The organism is Algoriphagus formosus (genome assembly GCF_002807035.1).
Lineage (GTDB): Bacteria > Bacteroidota > Bacteroidia > Cytophagales > Cyclobacteriaceae > Algoriphagus > Algoriphagus formosus.
In genome coordinates, this window is the sequence record NZ_NIUC01000002.1 from 1,132,784 (window position 1) to 1,157,989 (window position 25,206).

19 protein-coding genes are annotated in these 25,206 nt (G+C 43.2%); 5 read left to right on the forward strand and 14 right to left on the reverse strand.

From position 1 onward, the window contains the following. The first annotated feature begins 1 nt into the window (after window position 1). Together CDH51_RS11135 and recG are read left to right on the forward strand one after the other, a co-directional pair. A complete protein-coding gene (locus CDH51_RS11135; RefSeq protein WP_100628641.1) occupies window positions 2-1,081 on the forward strand; it encodes a phosphotransferase enzyme family protein in 1,080 nt (359 codons plus the stop codon). 73 nt (window positions 1,082-1,154) lie between these two features. Further along, entirely contained in the window at window positions 1,155-3,245 is a 2,091-nt protein-coding gene (gene recG, locus CDH51_RS11140; protein WP_100629423.1) for an ATP-dependent DNA helicase RecG, read from the forward strand. Window positions 3,246-3,918: 673 nt separating this feature from the next. Here recG and CDH51_RS11145 read toward each other — a convergent pair. Genes CDH51_RS11145 through CDH51_RS11160 form a run of 4 tightly spaced genes read right to left on the reverse strand, consistent with a single transcriptional unit; the run spans window position 3,919 to window position 8,190 of the window. Continuing rightward, on the reverse strand, window positions 3,919-5,043 hold the full coding sequence (locus CDH51_RS11145; protein WP_100628642.1) for a glycosyltransferase: 1,125 nt from the start codon (window positions 5,041-5,043) through the stop codon (window positions 3,919-3,921). Continuing rightward, window positions 5,019-6,179: a glycosyltransferase family 4 protein gene (locus tag CDH51_RS11150; RefSeq protein ID WP_100628643.1), complete on the reverse strand. Its 1,161-nt coding sequence runs from the start codon at window positions 6,177-6,179 to the stop codon at window positions 5,019-5,021. The genes CDH51_RS11145 and CDH51_RS11150 overlap by 25 nt, the downstream gene beginning before the upstream one ends. After that, window positions 6,172-7,062: a class I SAM-dependent methyltransferase gene (locus tag CDH51_RS11155; RefSeq protein ID WP_100628644.1), complete on the reverse strand. Its 891-nt coding sequence runs from the start codon at window positions 7,060-7,062 to the stop codon at window positions 6,172-6,174. Before CDH51_RS11155 ends, CDH51_RS11150 begins: the two co-directional genes overlap by 8 nt. A 3-nt stretch (window positions 7,063-7,065) precedes the next feature. Continuing rightward, window positions 7,066-8,190 (reverse strand): glycosyltransferase family 4 protein, encoded by a 1,125-nt coding sequence (locus tag CDH51_RS11160; protein ID WP_100628645.1) that lies wholly within the window; start codon window positions 8,188-8,190, stop codon window positions 7,066-7,068. A 208-nt stretch (window positions 8,191-8,398) separates the two neighbouring features. Here CDH51_RS11160 and CDH51_RS11165 point away from each other — a divergent pair, with 208 nt between their 5' ends. Further along, window positions 8,399-9,508 carry a Fic family protein gene (locus CDH51_RS11165; RefSeq protein ID WP_100628646.1) on the forward strand — a complete coding sequence of 370 codons (1,110 nt, stop codon included), beginning with the start codon at window positions 8,399-8,401 and terminating at the stop codon, window positions 9,506-9,508. A 199-nt stretch (window positions 9,509-9,707) separates the two neighbouring features. Here the strand turns inward: CDH51_RS11165 and CDH51_RS20295 are convergent, their stop codons facing one another. The 7 genes from CDH51_RS20295 to CDH51_RS11200 all read right to left on the reverse strand — a co-directional run bounded on the left by CDH51_RS20295 (window position 9,708) and on the right by CDH51_RS11200 (window position 19,108). Beyond that, a complete protein-coding gene (locus CDH51_RS20295) occupies window positions 9,708-10,247 on the reverse strand; it encodes a class I SAM-dependent methyltransferase (RefSeq protein ID WP_394335575.1) in 540 nt (179 codons plus the stop codon). A 327-nt stretch (window positions 10,248-10,574) separates the two neighbouring features. Beyond that, window positions 10,575-11,975, reverse strand: coding sequence for an O-antigen ligase family protein (locus CDH51_RS11175; RefSeq protein ID WP_100628647.1), 1,401 nt, complete (start codon window positions 11,973-11,975; stop codon window positions 10,575-10,577). Continuing rightward, window positions 11,966-12,889 carry a glycosyltransferase family 2 protein gene (locus CDH51_RS11180; protein ID WP_100628648.1) on the reverse strand — a complete coding sequence of 308 codons (924 nt, stop codon included), beginning with the start codon at window positions 12,887-12,889 and terminating at the stop codon, window positions 11,966-11,968. The genes CDH51_RS11175 and CDH51_RS11180 overlap by 10 nt, the downstream gene beginning before the upstream one ends. Then, window positions 12,873-14,162: an oligosaccharide flippase family protein gene (locus tag CDH51_RS11185; protein ID WP_100628649.1), complete on the reverse strand. Its 1,290-nt coding sequence runs from the start codon at window positions 14,160-14,162 to the stop codon at window positions 12,873-12,875. Before CDH51_RS11185 ends, CDH51_RS11180 begins: the two co-directional genes overlap by 17 nt. A 12-nt stretch (window positions 14,163-14,174) precedes the next feature. Beyond that, window positions 14,175-15,242, reverse strand: a complete 1,068-nt coding sequence (locus CDH51_RS11190; protein WP_100628650.1) for a GumC domain-containing protein — start codon at window positions 15,240-15,242, stop codon at window positions 14,175-14,177. Next, the gene (locus CDH51_RS11195) at window positions 15,239-17,833 is read right to left on the reverse strand and encodes an SLBB domain-containing protein (protein WP_100628651.1); all 2,595 of its coding nucleotides are present in this window, start codon (window positions 17,831-17,833) and stop codon (window positions 15,239-15,241) included. The genes CDH51_RS11190 and CDH51_RS11195 overlap by 4 nt, the downstream gene beginning before the upstream one ends. 318 nt (window positions 17,834-18,151) lie before the next feature. Continuing rightward, window positions 18,152-19,108, reverse strand: coding sequence for a radical SAM/SPASM domain-containing protein (locus tag CDH51_RS11200; RefSeq protein ID WP_100629424.1), 957 nt, complete (start codon window positions 19,106-19,108; stop codon window positions 18,152-18,154). Between the two features lie 162 nt (window positions 19,109-19,270). Between CDH51_RS11200 and gldB the strand changes: the two genes are divergently transcribed. Beyond that, entirely contained in the window at window positions 19,271-20,275 is a 1,005-nt protein-coding gene (gldB, locus tag CDH51_RS11205; protein WP_100628652.1) for a gliding motility lipoprotein GldB, read from the forward strand. Here the strand turns inward: gldB and CDH51_RS11210 are convergent. The 3 genes from CDH51_RS11210 to nth are packed head-to-tail and all read right to left on the reverse strand — an operon-like array spanning window position 20,238 to window position 23,905. Continuing rightward, window positions 20,238-21,461 carry a glycosyltransferase family 4 protein gene (locus tag CDH51_RS11210; RefSeq protein WP_100629425.1) on the reverse strand — a complete coding sequence of 408 codons (1,224 nt, stop codon included), beginning with the start codon at window positions 21,459-21,461 and terminating at the stop codon, window positions 20,238-20,240. The genes gldB and CDH51_RS11210 overlap by 38 nt on opposite strands. Further along, complete coding sequence (gene asnB, locus CDH51_RS11215) at window positions 21,458-23,233, reverse strand: asparagine synthase (glutamine-hydrolyzing) (RefSeq protein ID WP_100628653.1); 1,776 nt, start codon at window positions 23,231-23,233, stop codon at window positions 21,458-21,460. The genes CDH51_RS11210 and asnB overlap by 4 nt, the downstream gene beginning before the upstream one ends. Beyond that, window positions 23,234-23,905: an endonuclease III gene (gene nth / locus CDH51_RS11220; protein ID WP_100628654.1), complete on the reverse strand. Its 672-nt coding sequence runs from the start codon at window positions 23,903-23,905 to the stop codon at window positions 23,234-23,236. A gap of 100 nt (window positions 23,906-24,005) precedes the next feature. On the opposite strand from nth, the gene CDH51_RS11225 reads away from it, so the two are divergent. After that, window positions 24,006-25,142: a DmpA family aminopeptidase gene (locus CDH51_RS11225; RefSeq protein WP_100628655.1), complete on the forward strand. Its 1,137-nt coding sequence runs from the start codon at window positions 24,006-24,008 to the stop codon at window positions 25,140-25,142. The last annotated feature ends 64 nt before the right edge of the window (window positions 25,143-25,206 follow it).

The following is a 25,206-nucleotide window of genomic DNA, read 5'->3' on the forward strand; positions in this document are numbered from 1 at the left end:
TATGAACTTAGAGAAACTAAGCCCGGTCTTGAGGCAATATGAATTTTTTGAAGATCTAGATGCATGTCAAATCATGCCTCTGGGGGCAGGGCTTATTCATGAAACATTTTTGATAGAAAGTCCAAATGGCAAATACGTCCTGCAAGGCTTCAATCAGGAAGTTTTCCAATATCCAGACCGGATTGCCTTTAACCTAGAGCAACTTTTTACAAAACAAATTGCAGATAAACTGCCCTATGAATTGCCTCTTCCACTCCTGAATGAAAGCGGAAAACAACTAAGTTCAGTCGATGGGAAAAATTGGCGAGTATTTCCTTTTGTAAAAGGCCAGACATTGGAGCAAATTTCCTCTAAGGATCAAGCACGAATTGCTGCAAGCGCTTTTGCTGAGTTTTCTAAAGCAGGTACAGAATTGAAGGTTGACATATTGAAAGAAACCATCCCGGATTTTCATCGGCTTGACCTTCGCTTTGAGTGCTTTTGTGCGGTTGCTTCCGGAATGGAGCGAAAACTTGATTCCGAGGAGGAAAGCATACTGAGGTTTTACCTAAACCAAAAACCACTTATTGAAAACTATAAGGAAACAACCCAAAAACTACCGCTTCGGCTCACCCACAATGATACCAAAATCAATAATCTAATCTTTTCAGAAAGTCTAGATCGAGTGAAAGCACTTATCGATTTAGATACTGTCATGCCGGGTTACTTACTTTATGATTTTGGAGATCTTGTGCGTACCGTTGCCTGTACTCAAACAGAAATTAGCACGGATTGGGAAAATTTGCGTCTGGACGAATCGGTTTTTGAAGCATTGATGGAGGGCTACTTGTCGGGATTGGGAAATTTGGTTGAGAAAGAGGAAAGGGAATCGCTACTTCTGGGAGGAGAGGTGATGACTTGCATGATGGGGCTTCGCTTTTTCACCGATCACCTTCAAGGAAATATCTACTATCGGGTCAACTATCCCGAGCAAAACCTTCATCGGGCAAAAAATCAATCCATTTTATTACGAGATCTTCAATCCAAGCGAGAGCTTTTAAGAAACCTATGGATTAAGGCTTCGAATCATTCCTCTCTGTAAGACAAATACTGACAAAACTTGCAATTAATTTCCATGCGGGGCTAAATTGCCTAGCCGCAAAAAATATTCATCATTGTCCCGTTTTTTTGATACCAAAATAGAGTTTCTCAAAGGAGTAGGCCCACAAAAGGCCGCTCTGCTCAATCAAGAGTTGGGGATATTCACCTATGGGGATTTGGTGCAGCACTATCCTTTCCGCTACGAGGACAGAAGCAAGTTTTTTAAAATCCGGGACCTGCATCAGGACTTAGAAAATGTCCAGATTATCGCCAAAGTCATGCGAATGGAACTCGTGGGAACAGGGAAAAGGCGGCTTGTGGCGCATGTAGCAGACGAAACCGGCGAGATGGAAATGACCTGGTTTAAGGGAATCCAATGGATTCAGAAAAAACTTCCACCCGGTGCTGTCTATATTTTCTTTGGAAAGCCTGCCCAGTTTGGTCGAAAATGGAGTATAGCCCATCCGGAAATGGAGCCTTTGAGCCAATCAGCCGAGAAGCGAAACAGTTTTCAGCCTGTCTATTCCACTACCGAGAAGTTGCGCGCTCGGTTCTTGGATTCCCGTGGCATCTCAAAAATCATGGAGCAGTTGATCCAAGTATGCTTGCCGCACATTCAGGAGACACTGCCTCAAGATCTTCTCCAGCAATACCAATTGATTGGTAAACAGGATGCGGTCCGGGAAATTCACTTTCCCACAGACCCTGCCCGACTGCAGCGCGCAAGAAAAAGACTGAAATTTGAGGAGTTCTTTTTTCTTCAGCTCCGCCTACTCAAGATGAAAGTGACCCGAACGGAAAAGTATCGTGGTCAGCTTTTGGAAAACACCGAATTACTGAAGGATTTCTACGAAAATCATATCCCTTTTGAACTTACCGGTGCACAGAAAAGAGTAATTCGCGAAGCCTATCAGGACATGAAGTCTGGGAAGCAAATGAATCGCTTGATTCAAGGCGATGTAGGGAGTGGTAAAACAATGGTAGCCTTTATCTGCATGCTGATTGCGATTAGTTCGGGGGCACAAGCATGCTTGATGGCTCCTACGGAGATTTTGGCCAATCAGCACTTCGAGGGCCTGAAAGAGTATGCGGATATGATGGGAATTTCGATTGCCCTACTTACTGGTTCAGTAAAAAAATCCGCTCGAAAAGGAATTCACGAAGGCTTGGAATCTGGTGAGCTCAAAATCCTGATTGGTACACATGCCCTATTGGAAGATGTGGTTCAGTTTCAAAATTTGGGTTTGGCCATAGTCGATGAACAGCATCGTTTTGGAGTAGCGCAGCGTGCCAAACTTTGGGCAAAGAATGAAAATTTCTATCCTCATGTCCTAGTCATGACGGCCACACCTATCCCCAGAACTTTAGCTATGACGCTTTACGGAGACTTGGACGTATCTGTCATCGATGAATTGCCTGCAGGAAGAAAACCAATTCAGACGGTTCATCGCTATGACAAAGACCGGTTAAAAGTCTTTGGTTTTATCAATCAAGAAGTTCAAAAAGGACGGCAAGTTTACATCGTCTATCCGCTGATCGAGGAGTCTGAAAAGCTCAATCTCAAAAACCTGATGGATGGATATGAAAGTATTGCCCGAGCATTCCCCAATTATCCTTTGAGCATTGTGCACGGAGCGATGAAAGCCGATGCAAAGGACTATGAAATGCAGCGTTTTGTCAAAGGGGAAACCAAAATCATGATAGCTACCACAGTCATCGAAGTTGGAGTAAATGTTCCCAATGCATCCGTCATGGTCATTGAAAATGCGGAACGATTTGGCCTATCACAACTTCATCAGCTGCGAGGTCGGGTAGGAAGGGGTGCAGAGCAAAGCTATTGCATTCTGATGAGCAAATATGAACTGAGCAAGGACTCCAGGGTACGGTTGGAGACGATGGTGAGAACCAATGATGGTTTCGAAATCGCGGATGTTGACTTGAAACTACGCGGTCCCGGAGATCTGATGGGCACTCAGCAAAGCGGGATCACAGATTTGTTGATTGCTGACTTGAGTAAGGATGCGCCCATTTTGACTTTGGCCAGAGATGCAGCCCAACAAATTCTGGCAAATGATCCCAATCTTTCTCAACCCGAAAATGCTCCTATCCTAAGACAGGTACGACAACAGAAAAAATCTGCGGTCAATTGGAGCAGAATATCCTGAGAATTGAAAAATTTCAAAATAGGAAGATTGCTTCAATTGGCCTTTCTAGCTAGAAGTGTTGATGCTTTGGCTTAGAGCAATTACTAATTCTTTTCTATGTGGCTATGTGGTCCCTCTTTTTTTAAACCACATAGAAGCATAGTACATATAGCAGAAGACCAATAATTCAAAGGATCTCCCGCATATTTCCACAGATTAGCTGCGCAGATGTTCGCTGATTTTTTGACCAAAAAAATGGCTCTAGAATCTGAATCCACGAAAATCAGCTAATTTTTCTGCGATGATCAGCGGGATAGAAAAGACAAAAAATAGCCTTTTCTATGTGGCTATGTGGTTCCTCTTTTTTTAAACCACATAGAAACATAGTACGCATAGCAGAAGACCAATAATTCAAAGGGTCTCCCGCAGATTTCCACAGATTAGCTGCGCAGATGTTCGCTGATTTTTTGACCAAAAAATTGGCTCCAGAATCTGAATCCACGAAAATCAGCGGGTTTTTCCGCGATGATCAGTGGGATAGAAAAGAGGAAAAATAGCCTATTCTTTCTCCCTGCCCTCTGTGTTAAAAGAAAACCAACAAAGAGCACGAAGTTCACAAAGTTTTTTTCACCCCTCCTTCGTGCCCTTAGCGTCCTTGGTGGTTCAATAACTCCTCTGTGTCTGAGGTAAAATTTTATTTCTTGGCCAGGCCACGAAACACCTCCAAATACTGCTCTGTCACGTAATCCCAATTGTACTTTTGAGTCAATCCCAACCTAGCTGTTTTTCGAAGTATCTCCATTTCTTGCGGTTCTGATTCTGCTTTTTCCACGGTTTCTTTCACCGATTCAGCCCTTTTCTCAAAATACCACCCATGCTTGCCATTCTGTAGCATTTCCTGATTGAAAGGTGTATCCAAAGCCAAAATCGCACAGCCATAACCCAAAGCCTTTAGCATCGCCGGGTTGGTGCCCCCATATTCGTGCCCATGGAAATACACATAGCAGTGTGAGTATAGCGCTGCCAACTCATTTGGATCGGTCACATAGCCTGTAAAAAGTAAGCGAGGGTCCTGTATGTTTTTCAGACGATTTGCCCAAGCATCCGCAAAAGGAACATCACCCACAATGACGAGTGTCCGCTTAGAATTGGACTTCAAAAAACCTTCGACAATCAAGTCCGCATTGTTATCCGGTACTAATCTCCCAACGATCAAAAAATAGCCTTGGCTTTCTAGATTCCACTTTTCCAATGGCTCAGAACCTACGCTTTCCCTAGGGTTTGCACCATAAGCGATGACTTTAGAATCCTTTTGAAAAAGCTCCAAATAAACTCTCCGCATTTCATCAGAGTCATTGATGATTTGATCGTAAAATTTGGTCGCCATCTTGGAGGCCCAATAAAAATACTTTGAACCCAAACCTTTCCACTTGGGTCTTAGCCATTCCAAACCATCTACATTAATAGCGGTAGGCTTGCGGAAAACTCTTGAGATAATTCCAAAAGGACCATTCCCCGAATTCACCACAAAAATCACATCCACATCCGAAAAGCAGGCGTGTATCATGGAAAAGAAGGTATGCGTCAACTGCGTCAAACTTTTGGACTCGATCGCAGGCGTATAAATACATTCGATCCCATTGACGAAGCGAGGTCTTTCCTTAAAAAGTGCCCGGTGATTATAGACGCGTACATGCACTCCTTTCGCTACCAATCGCTCTCCGAGTTCCTTGATCATCGTATCATAGCCCCCATAGACGTAGGGATAGCCCTTGGCTCCCATGATGGCAACCTTCAGATTTTTTTCAGATGCTGCCATAGGTGATTTTTGATTTTTTCTTCGAAAGCTTCCAAGCTAAACTCACTCAACACACGAGCTCTTCCCGCTTGCCCCATCTCTATTCTGAGTTTCTTATTTCTAATCAATTGGTCCAAAGCTGTTGCACCACTTTCCACCTCGCCAATCGGGATAAGAAAACCCGTTTCACCCTCTACGATCATTTCTGAAGCACCACCTGATCGAGTGGCAAGTACCGGCTTTGAAGCAGCCATCGCCTCCAAAATAACCGTGGGAAATGAATCTGGCAAAACCGAAGGAAGCACAAAAATATCCAGGGAATCCATCAGCTCAGGAATATCCTTCCGAAAACCCAAGTAACTCACTCTTGTCTCTAAGCTCTTGTTTCTAATCTCTTCTTTGATTTCTTCCAAAATAGGTTCGTAACCGGGAAAAGGGTCACCTACCAAGACGAAATGAAGATTGGAGTGGGTTTTCAGCAGGTTTTGGGCAATTTCCAGAAAAAACAGCTGTCCTTTTCCGGGATTGATTCTTCCGACCATTCCAATTAGCAGCGTTTCCTGACTCAATCCCAATTCCTCTTTCAACTTTCCTTTCGCTTCCAAAAACTCACCGTAAGGAATTCCATTCGGAATGACTTCAATTTCCGACTTCTTCAACATACTTCCCCAATGATTTCCGACCGCCTGAGATACTGCAATCGGAGCAGGAGTGGTCTGATCCAGTAGATTACTCAGCCATTTGACCAATGGTGCTGGCCCGGGTAAAATTTCATGAATATGCCAGCAATGAGGAAGCTGATTTCGCTTGGCCCAATACGCTCCTACCACCACAGCTAGGGTGTTGGAGTAGACCAATTCAAATTGATACTGCCGATGAAGCTTATTGAGGAATTGGTAGGCCTTTAGGTTTTTAGAAATTCGGTTGGCTAAGCCAATGGGGTTGACATATTTCCTTCTCAAGATGCCCAAATTCTGAATGTGATAGGGAATTTGATCCCTCTTCAAATCCTCCTCAACAGGTCCAGGACCAGTTAAAACAACTACGGGTTGGAAGCCCTCATTTTGGTATACTCGGAGAACCTGCAAGATGATTTTTCCCGAGCCATAGTGCTCCGAAGAACTCTGAAGAAAAAGTACATTTCGGGTCTTAGTCATTCTTTTCGAAGTAAACTCCCACAATTCCGGACTTTCTGAAAGGAATCGAAAATACCTCCAAAATCCATGCAAAAGGCAAAACCAAACCCACAATCAGCATCAATCCAATAGTCTTTTTTCGCTTGAGTCGCAAAATCAGATTTTCTCTAAAACCCAAACGGGATAAAATGGCCTGCAACATCCCCAAAACTCCCAAGTGAATAGAAAAGGAACGTGTAGCAACTTTACGAAAGCCCAATTTTTCCAGATTATCTACCAAAACTGGCTCCGTCCAATGCGTCAAATGCTTAGGAATATCCCAGTGCATCCAATTGGCTCCGGCGATTTGGGACTGCCAGGAATCAGCCCTTGGCACCTCAAGGTAAAGTAGCTTTTGGGCATTCTGATCCAATAGCTCTTTCAGCAATCCAAGCGGGTCTGGCAAGTGTTCCAAAACATGATTTAAACATATCAAATCAAATGAGCCATTCTCGATTTTTCCCCCTTGATAAAATTCAGAAATAACCGAGACGCCATATTTCTCAGCAGCAAATCTAGCTCGTTCTTGGGCTGTTTCGATTCCCAAACCCTTCCACCCTAAATCTTGAGCAACTTTCAGAAACTGCCCTTTTCCAGATCCAAAATCCAAAAGACTTTTTGCCTGCGGGTAAATTCTTCGTGCTTTGCGTAGCACTTTTTTGGCCTCTCTGAAAATGATTTTTTCAAAAATCGACCGCCGATTGTCCACCACCGCATAAACCTCATCTTCATATAGCTTTTCCGCTTCAATATCTTCTGGTAAATAAGTCCAGCGAATCTCACACGAAGCACAGGTATGAATGGAAAGCGGAAGGAGATTGGCAGGAGGGGGAGTTTGACAAAGAGGACAGTGAGTTTGCCGCATGGATTAAGATCCGGATTTCAGAATAATCTGATGAAAAGCTTCTACAAATTTTTGTGGGGAAAAGTCGGCAGAGCGGATTTTCCCTTTTTCGCTAAGACTCTGGCGAAGGGCAGAATCCTGCTCCAAAAGTATCATTTTTTCCAGTAAATCTTGCTGATTTCCGGTTTGGAAAGGAAGTCCAGCACCTCCTGCCACTTCCATCAGTGCCTTTTGATCCGAGTGGATGACCGGAAGTCCAAAGCCCATTGCCTCAGGAATCGGAATCCCAAAACCCTCATTTTCGGAAGGAAACACATAGGCAAAAGCTCCCTCGTACAGGGATTTGATCTCTCCGTCGCTTAAATACCCGGGAAGTAAAACCTGCTCCTCCAAACCTAATTCCTGAATCAGAGCCTCCACCTTAGGAAAGTCATTCATCTGATCACTTTGCCCGGGGCCACCTACCAGAAGCAATTTCTTATGCGAGCCAGTTTGATTGACAAATTCTGCGAAAGCCTTGGTCAACAGCAGCAGCTGTTTGCGCTTATCAAAAGTGCCGATGTGTAGAAAATAACCTTGCTTCTCTAAGTTTAGCTTCGAAAAAACCCCCAGTTCGGAAGGAGATTTGAGGCTTTTTGGGCATTGATAAATGACAGAAATCGGAAAATCATCTCCCAGATTTTCTAATAACGATTTCTTGGAATATTCTGTCGTGGTAATGATTTCTGTTTGCTCTTTCAGGCCTTTTTTAATCAGGCTTAGAAAATACTTTCGCCACCATCGGGGATAGTTTTGAGGCATTTGCCAAAAGAAGGCATCGTGAATGACCGTCAAGCGACGACAGGGCAATGAAGCCGCCGGAGAGACAAAATCCGGACAAATGAGCACATCCGGCTTGTATTTTTTCACCAAATCCGGAAGTTGAAATTCCTTCCAGCGGAAATAGTCCAAGTGGTAGTTCAGTCGCTGAATTTTGCTTTGTGGACCTTTAAAACTCTCGTCTTTTAGTTGCTCATCAGGTTCGTGTGTAAAAATAAACTCAATCTCAGGATGAGGATACTTTCGAAAACCCTTCGCCAATTCCACCATATAGGTTTTGATGCCCGTGCTGGCGACATTAAGGTATTGAAGATCGAAGAGTACTTTCAAAAGAGTGGCTGTTTTAGGGATATGAAGCTATTCTAAAAACACTGGCAATAATGGTTAAAGTTAGGAATAAAAAAACCATCATGGCAATTTTCCATTTTTGATAAGAAGTAGATCACTATGGCAAATTTTTATCGAGCTGAGTTATATTTTTTCATTTATAGCTCACTTTTTGCTAAATTTATGAGTTATAAAAATAAATTTATAACTCATGCCTTGGAATTGGGAATCGAAAAGCTGGCCAAATTTCACCTATAGTTTAGAATCAATTGAGTCCAGATTGAATGACTTTTATTTTCATTCTGGAAAACTATTGGGTATCAACCAATTAATTACCAAGGATACTAGCCAAAACTTAAGGCTCGAAATAATTACCGATGAGGCTTTGAAAACCTCGGAAATTGAAGGAGAATATTTTAATCGAGAAAGCGTTCAATCCTCTATTCAAAAACAATTTGGACTGAAAGCGACTTCCCGAAGGCCTAGTGCTGCCGAATATGGAATTGCCGAGATGATGGTAGACTTATACCAATCTTCACAAGAACCACTAAACCATGAAAAGTTATTCAGCTGGCATCGAATGCTGACCAATGGAAGAAGGGATTTGGAAGATATAGGGCGATACAGAACAAGTCCCGAATCCATGCAGGTTGTGTCAGGTCCTATGGGAAAAGAACGAGTTCACTTTGAAGGGCTTCCTTCGGATCGAGTTTTTTTTGAAATGGAGCGGTTTTTAGAATGGTACAATACGGAGTCTAGAAAGCTTCATCCGGTAGTTCAAGCAGGGATAGCCCATCTATATTTTGTTTGCATTCATCCTTTTGAGGATGGGAACGGACGAATAGGTCGCGCCATTGCCGAGAAAATACTTTCTGAGAGACTTGGGCAGCCCAGTTTGATCGCACTCTCTCATACCATAGAGAAGTATAAAAAACAATACTACGAGGCTTTGGAAAGGAACAATAAATCGATGGAAATCTCGGATTGGTTGGAATATTTCTCAGAAACCATCCTGCTTGCAATCCAGCGGAGCCTAAATCTTGCCAGCTTTATCCTTGCCAAAACCAGGTTTTATGACAGGTTTCGGCAGGAAATGAATGAACGGCAGATGAAAGTTTGTGAGCGAATTTTTCAAGAGGGACCTGATGGGTTTCAGGGTGGTCTTAGCTTAAGTAACTATTTGAGCATTACGAAAACCAGTAGAGCAACGGCGACAAGAGATTTAATGGCTTTGGTAGATTTGGAAGCATTTCGAAAAACGGGGGAGTTGAAAGGAACCCGTTATTTTTTGAATTGGGAAGGGTTGATTGCAGAGAATTAAATGAATTAGAATTTATCTCCTCCCATACTCCCTCACCGAAAAGCCAATCATCCACCAACTTACCCAAGCGACGTAAGTGTACATTTCCGCATTGGCAGTGAAAAGCGGCAAAAGCAAACCCACCTTCGTGGCAGGACCGCCAAAGGCGATCCTGGCCTTTGGCGGTCAAAAGTCAAATTTTATTTTTCAAAATATTAATTTATTTCCTTTTTCTGCAAATAATCCACTGATTCACTTGAAAGGCATTTTGAATAAGCCGACTGGCTTTTCTGGCTAGAGAAATTTTATACCCTATCAGATTACTGAGCTTTTCCCCATAGCTATGAGTATAATGCTGAATAATCTCCAAATCTTGTTCTTCGCATAATTTAGCCAATAAGTCTTTTGGAAAAATAAAAGTATGCTCTAAGCCATCAATTATATCAGGAACATTCAAACTCAAAAGCTTGGCCCATCTATGAAATCTATACAAATTACTGGACATATTAGGCGTTCCGATAGCTATGTAGCCACCTGGCTTCACTATCCTTTTCATTTCAAGAATATATTCCTTTGGGTTAAGCACATGTTCAATTACATGTGAGATATGTATAAAATCAAAATAAGAGTCTGGATACTTTGCATCCCAAACATCTCCTTGAAATGTCTCAACAGGAAAATAAGATTGAACAAAGTCTAAGGCACCTTTATCAAATTCCGTAGCAAACAATTCACAATTCAATTGGTGAGCGTAGGCTATTCCTAGACCAAGACCACAACCAACATCTAAGAACTTAGTCCCCCCCCTAACTGTTTAAGGAATTTAGCCTCTTGCTTTATCTCGTTTTCTCCAAGATTGGAAATTCTATTAAAGTGATTCTGTATAATTTTTTTGTATCCAACCGCTTCGTATAGTTCCTTATCGTAATATTCGTTGTAGTAAATTTTAAGCTCCTCAGCATCAGCCATCGGGTTGGCAAATACCAACTTGCACTTTTTGCATTTTACACGGGATATGTGAGGTCCTTTTCTATAGACATCAATCGCATGCCCTTTCAATTGATCTGATCCACAAATTGGACAAGTTCTATGTAAGATCATTTTTTATTCTTTTTATTTCAGAGTATTCTTTTCCGGCAAATCCTATCATCCACCATGTAATCCAGGATACATAGGTATAGATTTCTACATTCGCAGTAAATAAAGGGAGAAGTAAACCTACCTTAACTGTCCCTCCAACAAATGCAATTCTAGCTAAATTTATTTTTTCAGAATGATAGAATGTAAAGATTGAGTTTTTAATACCTGTGAAAAGTGTTCCAATATATAATAGCATCCCAATCCATCCCAATTGCACCCCGTAGATCAGAAACTGGTTTTCACCGCCAACTCTCAATTCATCCGTGACACTTCCGGCATTTCCGCTCATCGCCAGACCAATTCCAAGCGGATTGGCAATCATGGAATCCAAAGCCAAGAGCCATTCAACTACGTGTCCGATGCTGGAACTGTTTTCAAAAGTAAGCGTGTCCAGCACGAAAAAATAGAAATCCTCCGAAGCAAAAAAGACCACATAAACCCCAAATAGCAACAAGGCTAAAAAGCCCGCTCCGATCAGTTTGTATAGGCGAAACACCAAGGCAATAAAGAAAATCATGACGAAGAAAGCTCCAAATGCAGCTCTTGAGGCCGAGAATACCAAACTTCCCAGCGAACAGGCCATCACCAAAAGGTAAAGCCAATTGTATTCTTTTTTACTGGTCAAAAACCAAATCAATCCTGCTGCAAAACCCATCAAGACCGAACTCGCCATCTCCAAAGGATCAGAAAAAAAGCTGGCCAATCGCTTGGTCACGGCTTGAGTTTCGAAAGTCCAGGTCAATCCGAAGTTTCCGCTAGGTTCTATATCATTGATCGCAAAATTGTAAAGTGCATAACCCGTGAATTGCTGCAGATGGGCATTGAGAATAAAGTTTTCGACCAGATTGACCAGAAACGCTCCGATTGCTACGAAGAAAATAATCCTGAAAACTCGATGAATTTCCAAATCCGAAAAGGAGGTATTTCTACCCAAAAAATAAACAAATCCCGGAATCAACATGCTCTTAAAATAGAGGGCCTTATTCAGGAAAGATGCTTGCCCAAGCGGAAGCAAGAGGTAAAAAAAGGCCAAACTCAAAAAACTCAAGAAAAACCAATCTGTGGAATGCAGGCGAAAAGGGTATTCTGCGATTTTTCGATGGTAGAGTATAAAAACCAGCAGCGCGATCAATACAACCACCTCTTTTAGCACTTGAAAAACTCCTACCACAGCAGCGGACTGCGTAGCCAAATATACCACGCTGAGACTGGTGATGTAGAAAGGAAGAAAGCCCGCCAAAAAGAAAATTGCATAAGTCCATTTTCCCTGAAAAATCATCTTTTCCAGCGTCCAGAGAAAGGCTACTCCCACAGCCAAGGAGACTATAATGAAAAATATCAAAGCCATCTCGCAATGGGTTTAAGGGGAGTAAATAGCCCGTCTTTGATTCCTGTGGCGACAGCTTTTAGCTTTTGAAAGCGACCTCTCAGGAGGAAATAGAAGATCCAAAGCTTAAACCTGCCCAAATGATAGATGAAACCTAAGCGAGTTTTTTGACTTCTAAGCAAGAAAAACTGATTCCGCACATGATAATAAAATACGCTTGCACTTAAGGTTCCTTCAGAGTGAGACTTTTTGGAAGAGGCTCCGGCTTCATGGTAGATTTTTGCATCGGGCACCAACCCAATTTCAAATCCATATTTTCGGATTCTTAAGGACCAATCCACATCTTCGAAATAGGCGAAATACTGCTCGTTGAGCAATCCGGCTTTTAGAATCGCCTCTCGGGATAGCAGCATGCAGCAGCCTGTCGCCCAATCTAATTGGTTCGACTTGGGCTGATAGGATTCGAGTACTTTTCGATCTCCTAGCGTTTTGGCTCGACCTAACCAAGAAACCCATTTGCCTCCTGCCGACCAGATTATCTCGCGCTTGTCCAAAAAGCAAATCATCGGTTGTAGAATTCCCAATTTTGGATTCTTTGAAAAATCAAGCATCATTTCTCCCAAAAAATAAGGCTCCACTTCTGTATCATTATTTAGCAACATGATGTGAGAAAAACCCATTTCCAGGGCTTTTCGGATACCTACATTATTTCCTCCGGCAAAGCCCAGATTTTGCTCATTTTCCAAAAGTAAAATTTGGGGAAAAGCCTCTTTCAAAATCTTCCCTTCCGGATTTTGGGAAGCATTATCCACAAGGAAAACCTGAAAATCGGGATAATCGACTTTTTCCAAAGATGCTAAACAGGCCCGAGTAAACTCCAGCCCATTCCAATTGACCAAAATGATCGCAACCGATGAATCAGGTGTAAAAGCCACGGACCAAGTCTTTTTTGTGCCGATATAGCAAGGTGAGACAAATCAAAAACACAATAATCTCGGTGGAGATTATCCCGATACAAAGTCCAAGTCCTCCCAAATAGCTGGTTAAAATGGCCGAAACCACTATCATGTACAAGCACATCATCCAACTGGCCTTAAAGAGCAATTCCTTCAGATCAGCTACCAAAAGCAAAGTCACATTTCCTACATTCAGGCATGCCAAAAAGGGAACCGCAGCCAGGATTTTCAAATAAAGCACAGACTCCGCCAAATCGGAGCGGGAAAGAACCCGGATAATCCAAGGTGCCGTGAAATGTGCCCCTGCGGAAATCAGCATGCCGGCCAAAAGAACTCTCAAGTAGACATTTTTCAAAAAGCGAAAAAAAGCAGGTCTATCTTCTTTGAGCAGCTTGGAAGCATTGGGGAAAATGGCCTGAATAATCAAAGCAGGAAAGAGTCGTAGCACCATCACCACTCGCTCCGCCAAGCTATACATCCCTAGTGTCTCTGCCGCTGAAAAAAAACTCAGAATAATTAAACCCCCATTGATGGAAATGTGGCTAGCTAGATTAGAGAAGAAAAGGAGAATGTTTTCTTTGAGACTTCGATAGATGGCCGAAAACTCAGGACGATAAAACTTGATTCCCATGAATGCATGGATGTAAAAAAGCAGCATCAGATTGATGGAAAGCCCAAAAAAGCCCAACATAAAATTCACCCATTGACTTTGCTCAGGGCTGTGAATAAAAAGCACAATTCCCATCAAAAAGAGCAACTTCGAGAAAATATTAGCGATTGAAACCAGCTTCATTTTCTCCATTCCCTGAAAAAACCAAAGCGGTAATGTCGCTTCTGAGAATAGCAGCAGCGAGGAAAAAACCAAAATCAACTGATATTCCTGAAAGAGATTAAGGCCAAAAACTCCAATCAAAATCAAAAGTGTGGCAATCGCCGCCAACATGGCCTTTCCAGAAAAGACATTGGATACCAGATGCGAAAGGGCCTCTTTATTCTGCTGGTTGACGGCCACTTGCCGGGGTGCACTGAGATTGTACCCAAAGCCGACCAGAATATTCAGCAAAATGATGACCGATAGTGCCAGATTCACCAAACCAAACTGATCCACCCCAATGCTTTGAATCAACAGAGGCATGGAAATAATGGAAATCAGCACATTGGATGATTGGATGATCGCCAGAAAAAGAAAATTCTGGATCGATTTATTTCGGATAAAATTGCTGAGAGGAAGTAAGGTGAGCTTTTCAAACATGGCAGCTGGGGTTTAGCTTTCCTGCACATGTTTTTGATACAGCCTGCGAAAGTATAAGGCAAATAGTGTCAGCAAACCCACAATGATCGCTCCCAAAACGATACCTTTCACCAAGCGGATTTCTGTTCTTTTCAATGGAAACCTCGGAGAATCAATGATTTGAATCAGGGGAGAATTGTTGCGGTGATTGACCTTGGCAATTTCCAGGTTCTTGACGATTTCCTGATAGACAGCTGCCGTCGCCTGCACGTCGATTTGTCGCTTACGGCTTTCGACCTGAGCGGAATTTAGCAATGGGTTCACATTGGGTACCCGATCCGTTGCAGTCGCATATTCGGCGATGCTTTCATCCAATATGGATCGCACCGAATCAGCCTGCGTTTGAAGAATTCGAAGGTTTTCCCCTGTTTTCTTTGTTTTAGTCTCTAGGTAAAAGGTATTGACCTTATCCACCAAAGTCTCATTGAAGATCTTGGCAAAAGGCTCATCTTTAGAAGAAATACTCACTTGGATGATACTCAATTTCCGGTCGGGTTTGACCACGGATAGCTGCCTCTCGCGAATGAGTTTGGATACTTGCTGAATCACCGAATCCTGCGCTACAGTAAACTGGTCCCGTTCCAAAGAAAAGTCCATCCCGGAAATGTCAACTTTAGAAGCCCATTTTTTATCCAACTCTTCAAATTCCACGAATCGATCAATCAATAGCTTTTCCTGATCAAAAGGACTCAGCAATGTCTCTCCGAGCATTCGGTCAGACTTGTAAAGCTCCATAATATTGTCTCCCTGAAAAAGCCCACTCGTGCTTCCCAGAGAACCCAGATTCACACCTACCAAGGAAGCAAGTCCGGACATCTGACTGATTCCTCCAGTATCTCCCTCTTCCAAAACAAAGGAGGTCTCAGCATGAAAAACCGGTTTTTTGAAAATGGAAACCAAGGCTCCCAAAACCATTCCAATCAGGCCTGCGGCGATCAAAACTTTCCACTGAGAAATAAAAAAGAGCAACCAATCCCGAAGATTTTGAATGACTTCTTTGAGGGTAAACTGGCTATCCGAAAAGTGCTTATTCTCTGTCATGGTTGATTCCAATTGATTTGCGAAAGCACCAAAGCCAATGTTGCCAATCCGGTAGTGATTCCTACCACATCACCTAGGCGAAGCGGAATTTTCGGCCCTTTAGTCGGTACGATCACTTCTGCTCCCGGCTCTACCGGTGGGTAGTTTCGAATTCCCAAAAAGCCCTTAGTGCGCTTCACAGCTCCGTTGGCATAGACCACATAGGTCTGCTTTCGGTTAGCTCTACGCTCAAAGCCACCGGCTCCATTGATGTAATGCTTCAACCCCCGGCCTTTTTCATGTCGAAGCGTAGTAGGGTAGACCACATCACCTCGCATTCGGACGGTCTGAAGAAGCTTGGGAACGGATAGAATATCTCCTTCCTCGAGCAAGAGATCACTTTCAGAACCTGGACTAGCCAAAATTGCTTCCAAGTCAATCGCTACCGCTTCGGTTTCCTTTATTTTGACGGCAAAACCTGGCGTTTCCGCAGCGATTTGATCCAGTGATTCTTTCTTGGAATTAGCAATCAAAGTGTCCACTGGGTTTTCTTCTACATTCAAATTCTCGAAAAGCCGCTGCAAAAGTTCTTCCTGCGCTTCTGAGTTATTCGGATCCTGAAGCAATTGCAATCGGAGGGATTCTAAGTTTCGTTGACGGCGGATTTGCTCCGATTCGGTATTGAAGAATTCTGTTCTTCTGATCAAAGTTGCTCCTTTAGCATAAGCAAATTGATTCAAGCCTCCTGCTCTATTTACCAAATCTGAAATTCGCTCAATCGAGCTTTCAATAGCAAAGATTCCAGGGGAGTTGACTTGACCTTCTACAGCCACCAATTTTTGCATGGTAAAGGCCGCTTTTCTCCGGACTATCACTTGATCGAATGGTTGTAGGATCTCAGGATTTGCGCTTTGCGAAAGATCTGCATTTACCTGAATCGGAATAATGTCAGACAAGGTGCCTAAATCTGAATCTTCTAGGCGGCGAGCAATTTCAATATCGTTAGGATTAGCAGACTCCTGAAAACCTCCTGCCTGAATCAACAAGTCCTCCACGGTCATGGACTCGGAATAGGGATAAACTCCGGGACGCATCACTTCCCCAAGCACCTGTACATAGCGCTCATTTTGAATATCGTAAATACTGGAAATCCGCACGACATCTTCTCGCTGTAAAGGCAGGTCAGAAGCCGTTCCGTTTAGGATTTGCTCCAGGTTCACTTGGATCATTTGAGTGCTGAGGTCGCTCTTTGTCCTCAAAATGCTGGCTTGCTTCAGGTAGGCATCTCCACGGAGACCCTCGGAGTTTTCAATCAACTTCGAAAGGGTCAATCCTTCACTCAAGGCAAATGTGCCTTCACGATAAACCGCACCTTTGATTTGCACCCGATTGCTGTAGCGATCCAAAACCTTTCCTACAGTGAGTTCATCTCCACCTTTGAGGATAAACATCCCAAATTGATTCTCATATACGTCTGAGACCGAGCGTTGATTGTCAGAAATACGCGAAATAGCTAGACGATCACGGAAAGCCAAATCCGTAAAGCCTCCAGCATAATTCAGCAATTCCTCCACTGTATCTCCTTCTTTGATTTCGAAAATCATCGGACGCTTGACCTCTCCATCTATTTCTACTCTTGCTAGGTAAGGGGAAACCAAAACCACATCCTGATCCTGCAACTGCAAATCGAGATTGGCTGTACCATTAATCAGTAAATCATAAATATCGATTTCAGCAACGGGTTTGGAATCACGCATCACTTTGATTTGACGCATACTTCCGTTTTCATTTGGGCCACCTGCTGCGTACAAGGCATTGAATACGGTGGAAAAAGCACTGAGTGTAAAGGTCCCCGGAAGTCGAACTTCTCCCAAAATATGCACTTTTATGGTGCGTACATTCCCTAGAGTCACCTGCAAAAAGGTATTCGGGTTGGCCCCCAACATGCCGGGATAAAAGCGCGCCACTCGGTTTTTGATAATTCCTGTGGCTTCTCGAATACTTTTACCTGAGACTGAAACTGGACCGATATTATCCAAAAGAACAAATCCATCGGGATTGACAGTGGCTTCGTAATACTGTTCGGATTGTCCATAGATATCCACATAAAGCATATCACCTGGTCCCAAAATATAGCTGGAGGGAGTAGCCTGATTCAGACTCGGCTCAAAACTGAGTCGACGGTTTTTCTGATAAAAAAGAGAACTGCCAAAGATTCTAGAATCTTCAAAGTCATTCAAATCGGATTGGGGTTGGTAAAGACCCTTGGTGATTTCACTCAAATCTACCTGTTGCCGCGGATTTCGACGAGAGACATTGGCCTGTCTGCTCGAAGCGCTTCCCATCATATCAAGATCCTGAAGGCGCTTTCTGAGTTTCTCAACTTCCAATGCCGGCATGCCTCGCATTTCAGCCATTTGAAGAAACTCCATGGTCCCGAGACCAGCCTCGTTCGCCCTGCGGAGTAATTCCTGTAATTGATCGTCGGATAGCTCATCCACCTTAATGCTTGTGATATCAGTACTCTGCTGCGCCTGAATCTGCGCAGGAACTGCAATCAGCAGGGAAATCAACAGAAGGAAAAAATGAGTGATTCGTAAAGTTATCTTCATGTGAAAATGCCAACACGGGTGAAATTCAAGCAAATATGCAATATAACCCGCAATATGCATTAGTTTTCCTATTACGAGCCCAAAATGCTTCGAAATCAAACGATTCGCTGCATTTAACTCAATCACCAGAGCGGTGCTATGCCTCAATCGTTAAATGCTTGATTTCATTGCTTTTTGAACTCTTCCCGTATCCCGATCAATCGGGACGGGACAAGCTACTACAGATTCTAATGCATAATCCGGGTTTAAAAATCCGTCAATTTATACTTTAAACCAAAAATAGTTCCAAAAAGCTGCTACTTCAGCGGCTTCTATCCTTCATTCCGTGCAGTTTTTACAGATTTCTATTTGAGTTCGGTCCTGAAGAAGTTGGCTTCTAAAGGATTGGTAAGGGGCTGAATGCCAGATTTCATCCAGTTTTTTTTCCTGAAAACTCCCCATCACATGCTCCGCATCCTTGTCAAAACAACAGGGTACAACCTTTCCGTCCCAAGTTACCACGGCTCCCTGCCACATCCGCCAACATTTATTTTCGATCTTTTTCTTGAGCTTCCACTTTCCGTTCCCATCCGGGATATATCTGGAATAGCCCAAATCCGAAGGAATCAGCTCGGACCCATTTTCGAAATCATAGATTTGGGTGGTCTTGAGCTGAAGCTCATCGACACCAATTTCCTTTGCCCAGCTTTTCAATTCCGGTATCTGATGCTCATTCTGACCAGTCACCAAAAACTGTAGAATCACTCGCGGAAATTTTTTCTTGGCTTTTTTTCGCTTTTCCAAGAGTAATCGAAGCCCCTGATCGACTTTGGAAAGCTTTCCACCAACTCGATACTTTTCATAAACATCCTGAGTCATTCCATCCATTGACACGATCAGCTGTCTCAAGCCAGAATTAATCACTGCATCCACACGGGCTTCGTCTAAGTAATGAGCATTGGTAGAAGTGGAAGTAAAAACACCCTGCCCGTGCGCATAGGAGACCATTTCAAGAAAACGGGGGTTGAGAAAGGGCTCTCCTTGAAAATAAATATGGAGCCAAGAAAGGTGATTTCTCGATTGGCTGATTACTTTTTCAAAAAGCTCAGGCTGAAGCATCCCCGTGGGCCGGGTAAAGGAACGTAAACCTGAAGGACATTCTGGGCAGCGGAGATTGCAACTTGTCGTGGGTTCGATGCTTAGGGATGTGGGCATGCCCCAAATGATAGGTTTTTGTAGAAAACGGCTGATTTGAAAGGAGCATCCAAGCAGAAAAATATTCCAAACCTTTCGCAAGGAGAGGAGTCTCAGGTAGGCCAGACCAGTTTCGAATGTATTTTCCACAAGCTGAAATTACAGCAAAGCCTCCATATCCACTAAAGTCCACAAGGAAAAGTCGAACTTTGCGTTCTAATCTAACGGTTTGAATTCTGTAATTTTGATCCAAAACCCTACAAAATGAAAAACATAGGAGCCCTAGCGGTCATCTTAGCAATTATTTTTTTTCAGTCCTGCGGACAAAAAGAAGATTCCTGCTCCCTGAATTCAGAGATTTTGGACCAAGATCTTGATGTAGAAATTCTACGATTGGAAAAGGAATTTTTCGAGGCTAAAAATGCAGAGGACTTTGAATTCCTGCTGGAAAAGTATCCTGAATTCACCAAAAACTACCTTCAGGCTGATCTTTATCAATCCATGGATTCATTGGTAGCTGACTTGGTTCAGATCCATCAGGATTCTTCCATGCGAGTGCTAAATGATTCAGTTCAAGTCGAATTTGCGGATTTTTCTAAGGTTGAAGAGGAACTAGAAAATGCCCTGAAAGCCATTAAATATTATTTTCCGCAATTTGAGGTTCCAAAAGTGTACACTTTTGTATCTGGGTTCAATTCAGATTTGGTCGTCACTGAAGACCTTATCGTAATTGGCTTGGATTATTTTCTACCGGCTAGCCATAGTTTTCAGCCTGACTTGCCACGCTACATGGCGGATCGGTATGAGAAAGAATACATCGTGCCGATGATTGTGACAGCGATTTCCTCGCGATTTAATCAGACCGACCCAAAAGACAATACCCTTTTGGCAGAAATGATCTACTACGGAAAGGCTTATCACTTCACTAAAGCTATTCTTCCCTGTACTTCGGATCAGTTTATTATCGGATATACTCCAGAACAGATTTCTGAATCCTTTGCCAATGAAGAATTCATCTGGGCTCATTTTGTGGAAAATGAATTACTCTATGAGACCAACCCCTTCGAAATTCGAAAATATATGGGTGAGGCTCCATTTACAGATGCAATCAGTACGGTAGCACCAGGACGATTGGGGAGATGGCTGGGTTGGAATATCGTGGATGATTATGTCTTCAATCAGGAGGTTTCACTCCCTATGCTGATGGCCAATCCGGATGCTGAGCAGATATTTAGGCAGTCAGGATATAGACCTCGTCCTCCTGCATAGGCGGATTTTTATCGGGATCGATGACCGATAAGAGTTTTTTGATGGCTCTTTCTTTCGTAAAGTAGCGCTCAGCCAATTGTCGGCTGTTCGCTTGCATCTTTTGTAAGCGAATGGGCTGGTTTTCCAGCTTTTCGAGCTCCTCAAAGCACTTGCTCATTTTACCGGGCAGACAACTCAGGCCAAGATTATGCTGCTTGACTAATTGATAAACCCAACCTTTGTGATTGACAATGATGCCTTTCCCTGCTGCAAGCGCATCAAAAAACTTATTGGGACTGTTGGTTTTCAGCACAGGAAGATGAGCAAAAGAGATCCAGGCAAAATCTGCTAAAGACAACAGTTCGTTTACTTTTTCCTTGGGTCCAAATGGAATGAAGTGAACATTCTCCAGCTTTTTGGCTTGAGCAGATTCAATCAGGTGCTGTCGATGACTTCCTGCGCCCATAATTAAAAATTGCCATTTTTTATCTTGCTGCCGGGCCATTTCCGCCAAGTCCAGCATTTCCTCCACGCCGTTTACCTGACCCAAGGCTCCTGTGTAAGCAATGGTCAATTCAGACTTCAAATTCCAACGTTCAAGCCTCTTCTCTGATTTTTTTTGAGGGAAAAATCGCTCCAAATCTGAAAAGTTGGGAATGATTTGAATTTTGTTTTTTGAGCTTACATTTCTCAGGTGCTCCGCTATTCCGGGTGAAAGCGCGACCAGTGAAAGCGCCTGCTCGTAGATGTTTTTTTCCAAGCTTTTCAAAGCTCGAATTAACCAGGGGTTTTTGATAGCCCCAACCTGAATGGGTGCCTCCGGCCAAATGTCACGCACCTCAAAAATGTAGGGAATGGCTAATTTCTTTTTTGCCCAAAGCCCAATCAAACCTGTCGTCAATGGGGTAGATGTCACATACAAAAGATCCGCTCTACCCAGTTTTGGAATCAAGTTTTTGGCCTTTCGGACAAAATCTAAAAAGGCCCAAACCCGCTTCACAAAGCCAAACTTTTGGTCGTAGCTGACGGGTAGATAATGAACTTTGACCCCATCTATCCAGCGCTGATCGTAACTCTTGACATTTCCTCCGGTGATCACTTCTACTTGAATCCCTGCATCCGCAAGCCCTTTGGCTAAGTGGTAGGAGCGAACAGCCCCGCCTTCTTCCGGCGTTCTGAAGTATTGATGGATGTAGAAGATTCTCATGGCTTTTGCAATTTCAGCCATTCTGCCAAAAGAAAGAAATTGTAAATCGAAAGAAAATGAGATTTCACATGGTTTTCCGGCTGCTGACAAAAGGCCAAGGTAGCTGGCGGTAGCTCCTTTTGGTAGGTTTTGGAGAAATCTTTCACCGTCGAAAATACCCAATTTGAGAAATCATCTTTTCGACTAAACCATTCCAGCAATGGAAGACCAAAGCCAAGCTTTTTTCGATCCGCGACCCAACCCAATTCACGCTCGCGCAAACTCTGCCGAATCCATTTTTTGCCAAGCAGGTACTCTTCTTTTTGTACTTGCTTCCAAAACTGAAGCATGTTGGAATCCAAATAAGGAGAGCGCCCTTCAACCCCATGTGCCATCAAGGCATTGTCCTGAATCTTCAAAACATCCTGAACCAAATAGACTTGCCGATCAAAATCCAGCGCTTGCTTCAGGGTAGAAAGATTAGATCTGAAGATTCGCTCATAGTCCAAAAACAGGTCCTGAGGAGGGTTTTCTAGCGCAGAAAAATTCCAAAAGGTTCGCTGTGGATCTTGTTGGATGCCTTCAAAAGTTTTCTTCCAGCTTCTCCCAAAAGGCAGTTTGGCTAAAAGCGGGGCTATCGCTAGCGCTAAATCTTTGTTGTTTAGATAGCTTTGAAATGCCTGATGCCGACGATAGCCTCCCCAAAGCTCATCTGCTCCAGCTCCAGAGACTAGCACTTTTACTGATTTTTTGGCCTCTTTTCCGATGAGCCAAGTCAAAAAGCTTGCAGAGTCACCTACGGGATAGTCAAGATTTTTCAAGTATTCCTGCCAATTTTCTTTAAAAATTTGCTGGTTGACCGGTACAAAATTCGCCTCGAATGGCAGCTTTTTCCCGAGCTTTTCTACAGCCCTGGCATCGCTATATTTTCTTTGATATTGTGCATCGTGCTGAATGGTAAATGCCGGCAGGGTAACGCCTGTCTCCTCATACCACAGCGAATAAAGCAGCGTGCTGTCTGCACCCCCACTGAGAAGCATTCCGATTGGGACATCGGCATGAAACTGATTCAAAACGGAGTCCTTTAATCGCTCCAAAAACCCAGATTGGCTTGGCTCTTTATCTTTTGAAACCTTGGTAGAAATATCATCCCAACGAAAAGCTGATTGATCACGAATCAAACTGAATCTGCCAGCTTTCCATTCTTTGACTCCTTTGAAAAAAGTCTTTCCGGGTTGGGGTGTACGAAAATAATGGAAGTACTCGACCTCCTTAAAATCAAAGTCTGACTGGATTAATTTGGCAATTCCCCGGGATTCGGAAGACAAAATCAAGCTCTCGGGAGTCTGATGATAATAAAGTGGCTTTTCCCCATTGGGATCTCTGGCGACTAACACATTTTGGGATGTTAGGTCTACAAAAAATAATGAAAACATTCCCTCCAGCTTCTCCAGGCCAGCACTTCCAAATGTCTTCAACCAGTGCATCAGGACTTCTGTATCGGATTGGGTAAAAAGATCTATACCCATTTTGAGCAAAAGATTTCTTAAATCCTGGAAATTATAGATTTCTCCATTCCAGACTAGCAAGTGATTTCCCTCTGTAGACCAAAAAGGCTGATCTGCTTCAGGACCGGGATGTAAGATTTTGAGCCGATTGACACCAATCCATATTCCCGGCCATGGGCTTACCCGAGCATCCTGATCAGGTCCCCTGTGTTGGGCATCCTTCATCAAAGTGCTTAATGATTCTTCATTGGCACCTTTACCCCAGATTAGATGAATTCCACACATTTATTTTTTGGGTTTTTTGCCGGGAACCAGCCCTTGATTTTTTTCAAAATATCTACAAAAATGAGTGATTTGGCATTCTTCGCATTTCGGCCTTCTGGCCAAACAAGTATAGCGCCCGTGCAGAATCAGCCAATGATGAGCTTGGTGTACAAATTCTTTGGGAATATGACGAATCAGATGTTTTTCGACTTCTAGTGGGGTTTTGGCGGTCATCGGCACTAGACCAAGTCGACGAGAGACCCGAAAAACATGCGTGTCTACCGCCATGTTTGGTTGCTGCCAAACCACTGAGGTAATCACATTGGCGGTCTTCCTACCCACTCCAGGAAGCTTGGTCAATTCAGCTACTGTCTCGGGAACCTCGCTGTTGAATTCTTCTACGAGCATTTTTCCCAAGCCGAGAAGGTGTTTGGTTTTATTGTTTGGGTAGGATACTGTTTTAATGTATGGAAATAACTCATCAAAATTAGAGCTTGCCAAATGCTCAGGGGTGGGAAAATCACGAAAAAGAGCTGGCGTCACCATGTTGATTCGCTTATCGGTACACTGAGCTGAAAGCAAAACCGCAATCAGGAGTTGAAAAGGACTTTCATACTGGAGTTCCGTCTCAGCAATCGGCATATTTTGAGAAAAATAATCTATAAAAGCTTGATAGCGCTCTTTTTTAAGCATTGTTTATTTAATGTTGGATGAAGGGTTTAAGATAGGTAATATTGAAAGAACTTGTCCGTTTTGACGGATTGAAAAATTCAACGTCCATATCTCTTTAGCTATGAAGATTCATTCCTTGCGTTTGCTCAGTCTGATTTTCTTTGTGTCACTCGTTTCTGAATCCTACGGTCAGAGTCGTCCTCGAGATTTGGGGATTCCGTTTGGTGTGCTTCCAAGTGGAAAGCTTAATGCCATCACCGATGTGGAAGGGTTGAAAGTTGGGCATTTGACAAAAATCGAAGGAGAATCCATTCGGACAGGAGTGACTGCGATTTTACCTCACGGCGGAAATATTTTTCAGGAAAAATTACCCGCAGCAATTTATGTAGGCAATGGCTTTGGGAAATTGGCTGGAGTCACTCAGGTGCAGGAGCTGGGATTGATCGAAAGTCCGATTATTCTGACGAATACACTTTCTGTAGCTGCTGGGATTGAAGGGACTGTTCGCTATGTGCTTTCTCAAGATGGAAATGAATCCGTACAATCCGTCAATGCTGTGGTAGGAGAGACCAATGATGGCTTTTTGAATGATATACGTGGGATGCATATTCGGCCGGAAGATGTGATTCAAGCCATTCAATCAGCTGAGCCTGGAGAAATTGAAGAAGGAAATGTTGGTGCTGGAACAGGGACGGTTTGTTTTGGCTGGAAAGGCGGAATCGGTACATCTTCCAGAGTCTTGCCCCATTCGCTAGGCGGATATACTGTAGGGGTATTGGTTCAAAGTAATTTTGGTGGAAACCTTCAAATCGCTGGCATACCGGTAGGAGAGAAGCTGGAAAAATATCCTTTCAGAAGTGCAATCGAAAAAGCAGATGGAAGCTGCATGATTGTAGTGGCCACTGATGCTCCACTTGAATCCAGAAATCTCGAAAGACTTGCAAAAAGAGCCATGATGGGTTTGGCAAAAACCGGTGGGATCGCCTCCAATGGCTCGGGGGATTATGTGATAGCCTTTTCTACTGCAGAAGAAATCAGGTCAAAATACAATGCAGAAAGCGGATCCCTCGAAAATCTTCAAACGATCAGAAATGATGATATGAGTTCCCTTTTCATGGCGGTGATCGAGGCTACTGAAGAAGCCATCATCAATTCACTCTTCGCTGCTGAGAGTATGAGCGGGAAAGAAGGAAGGACTGTAGAAGCACTTCCAAAGGAAAAAATCCTAGAATGGATCAATAGCAACCATCCAAACTAAGTTTGAGGTCAAAATCTAATTTATAATTTGTAAAACGATAATTTTTTTAGATACTTAAGTAAGT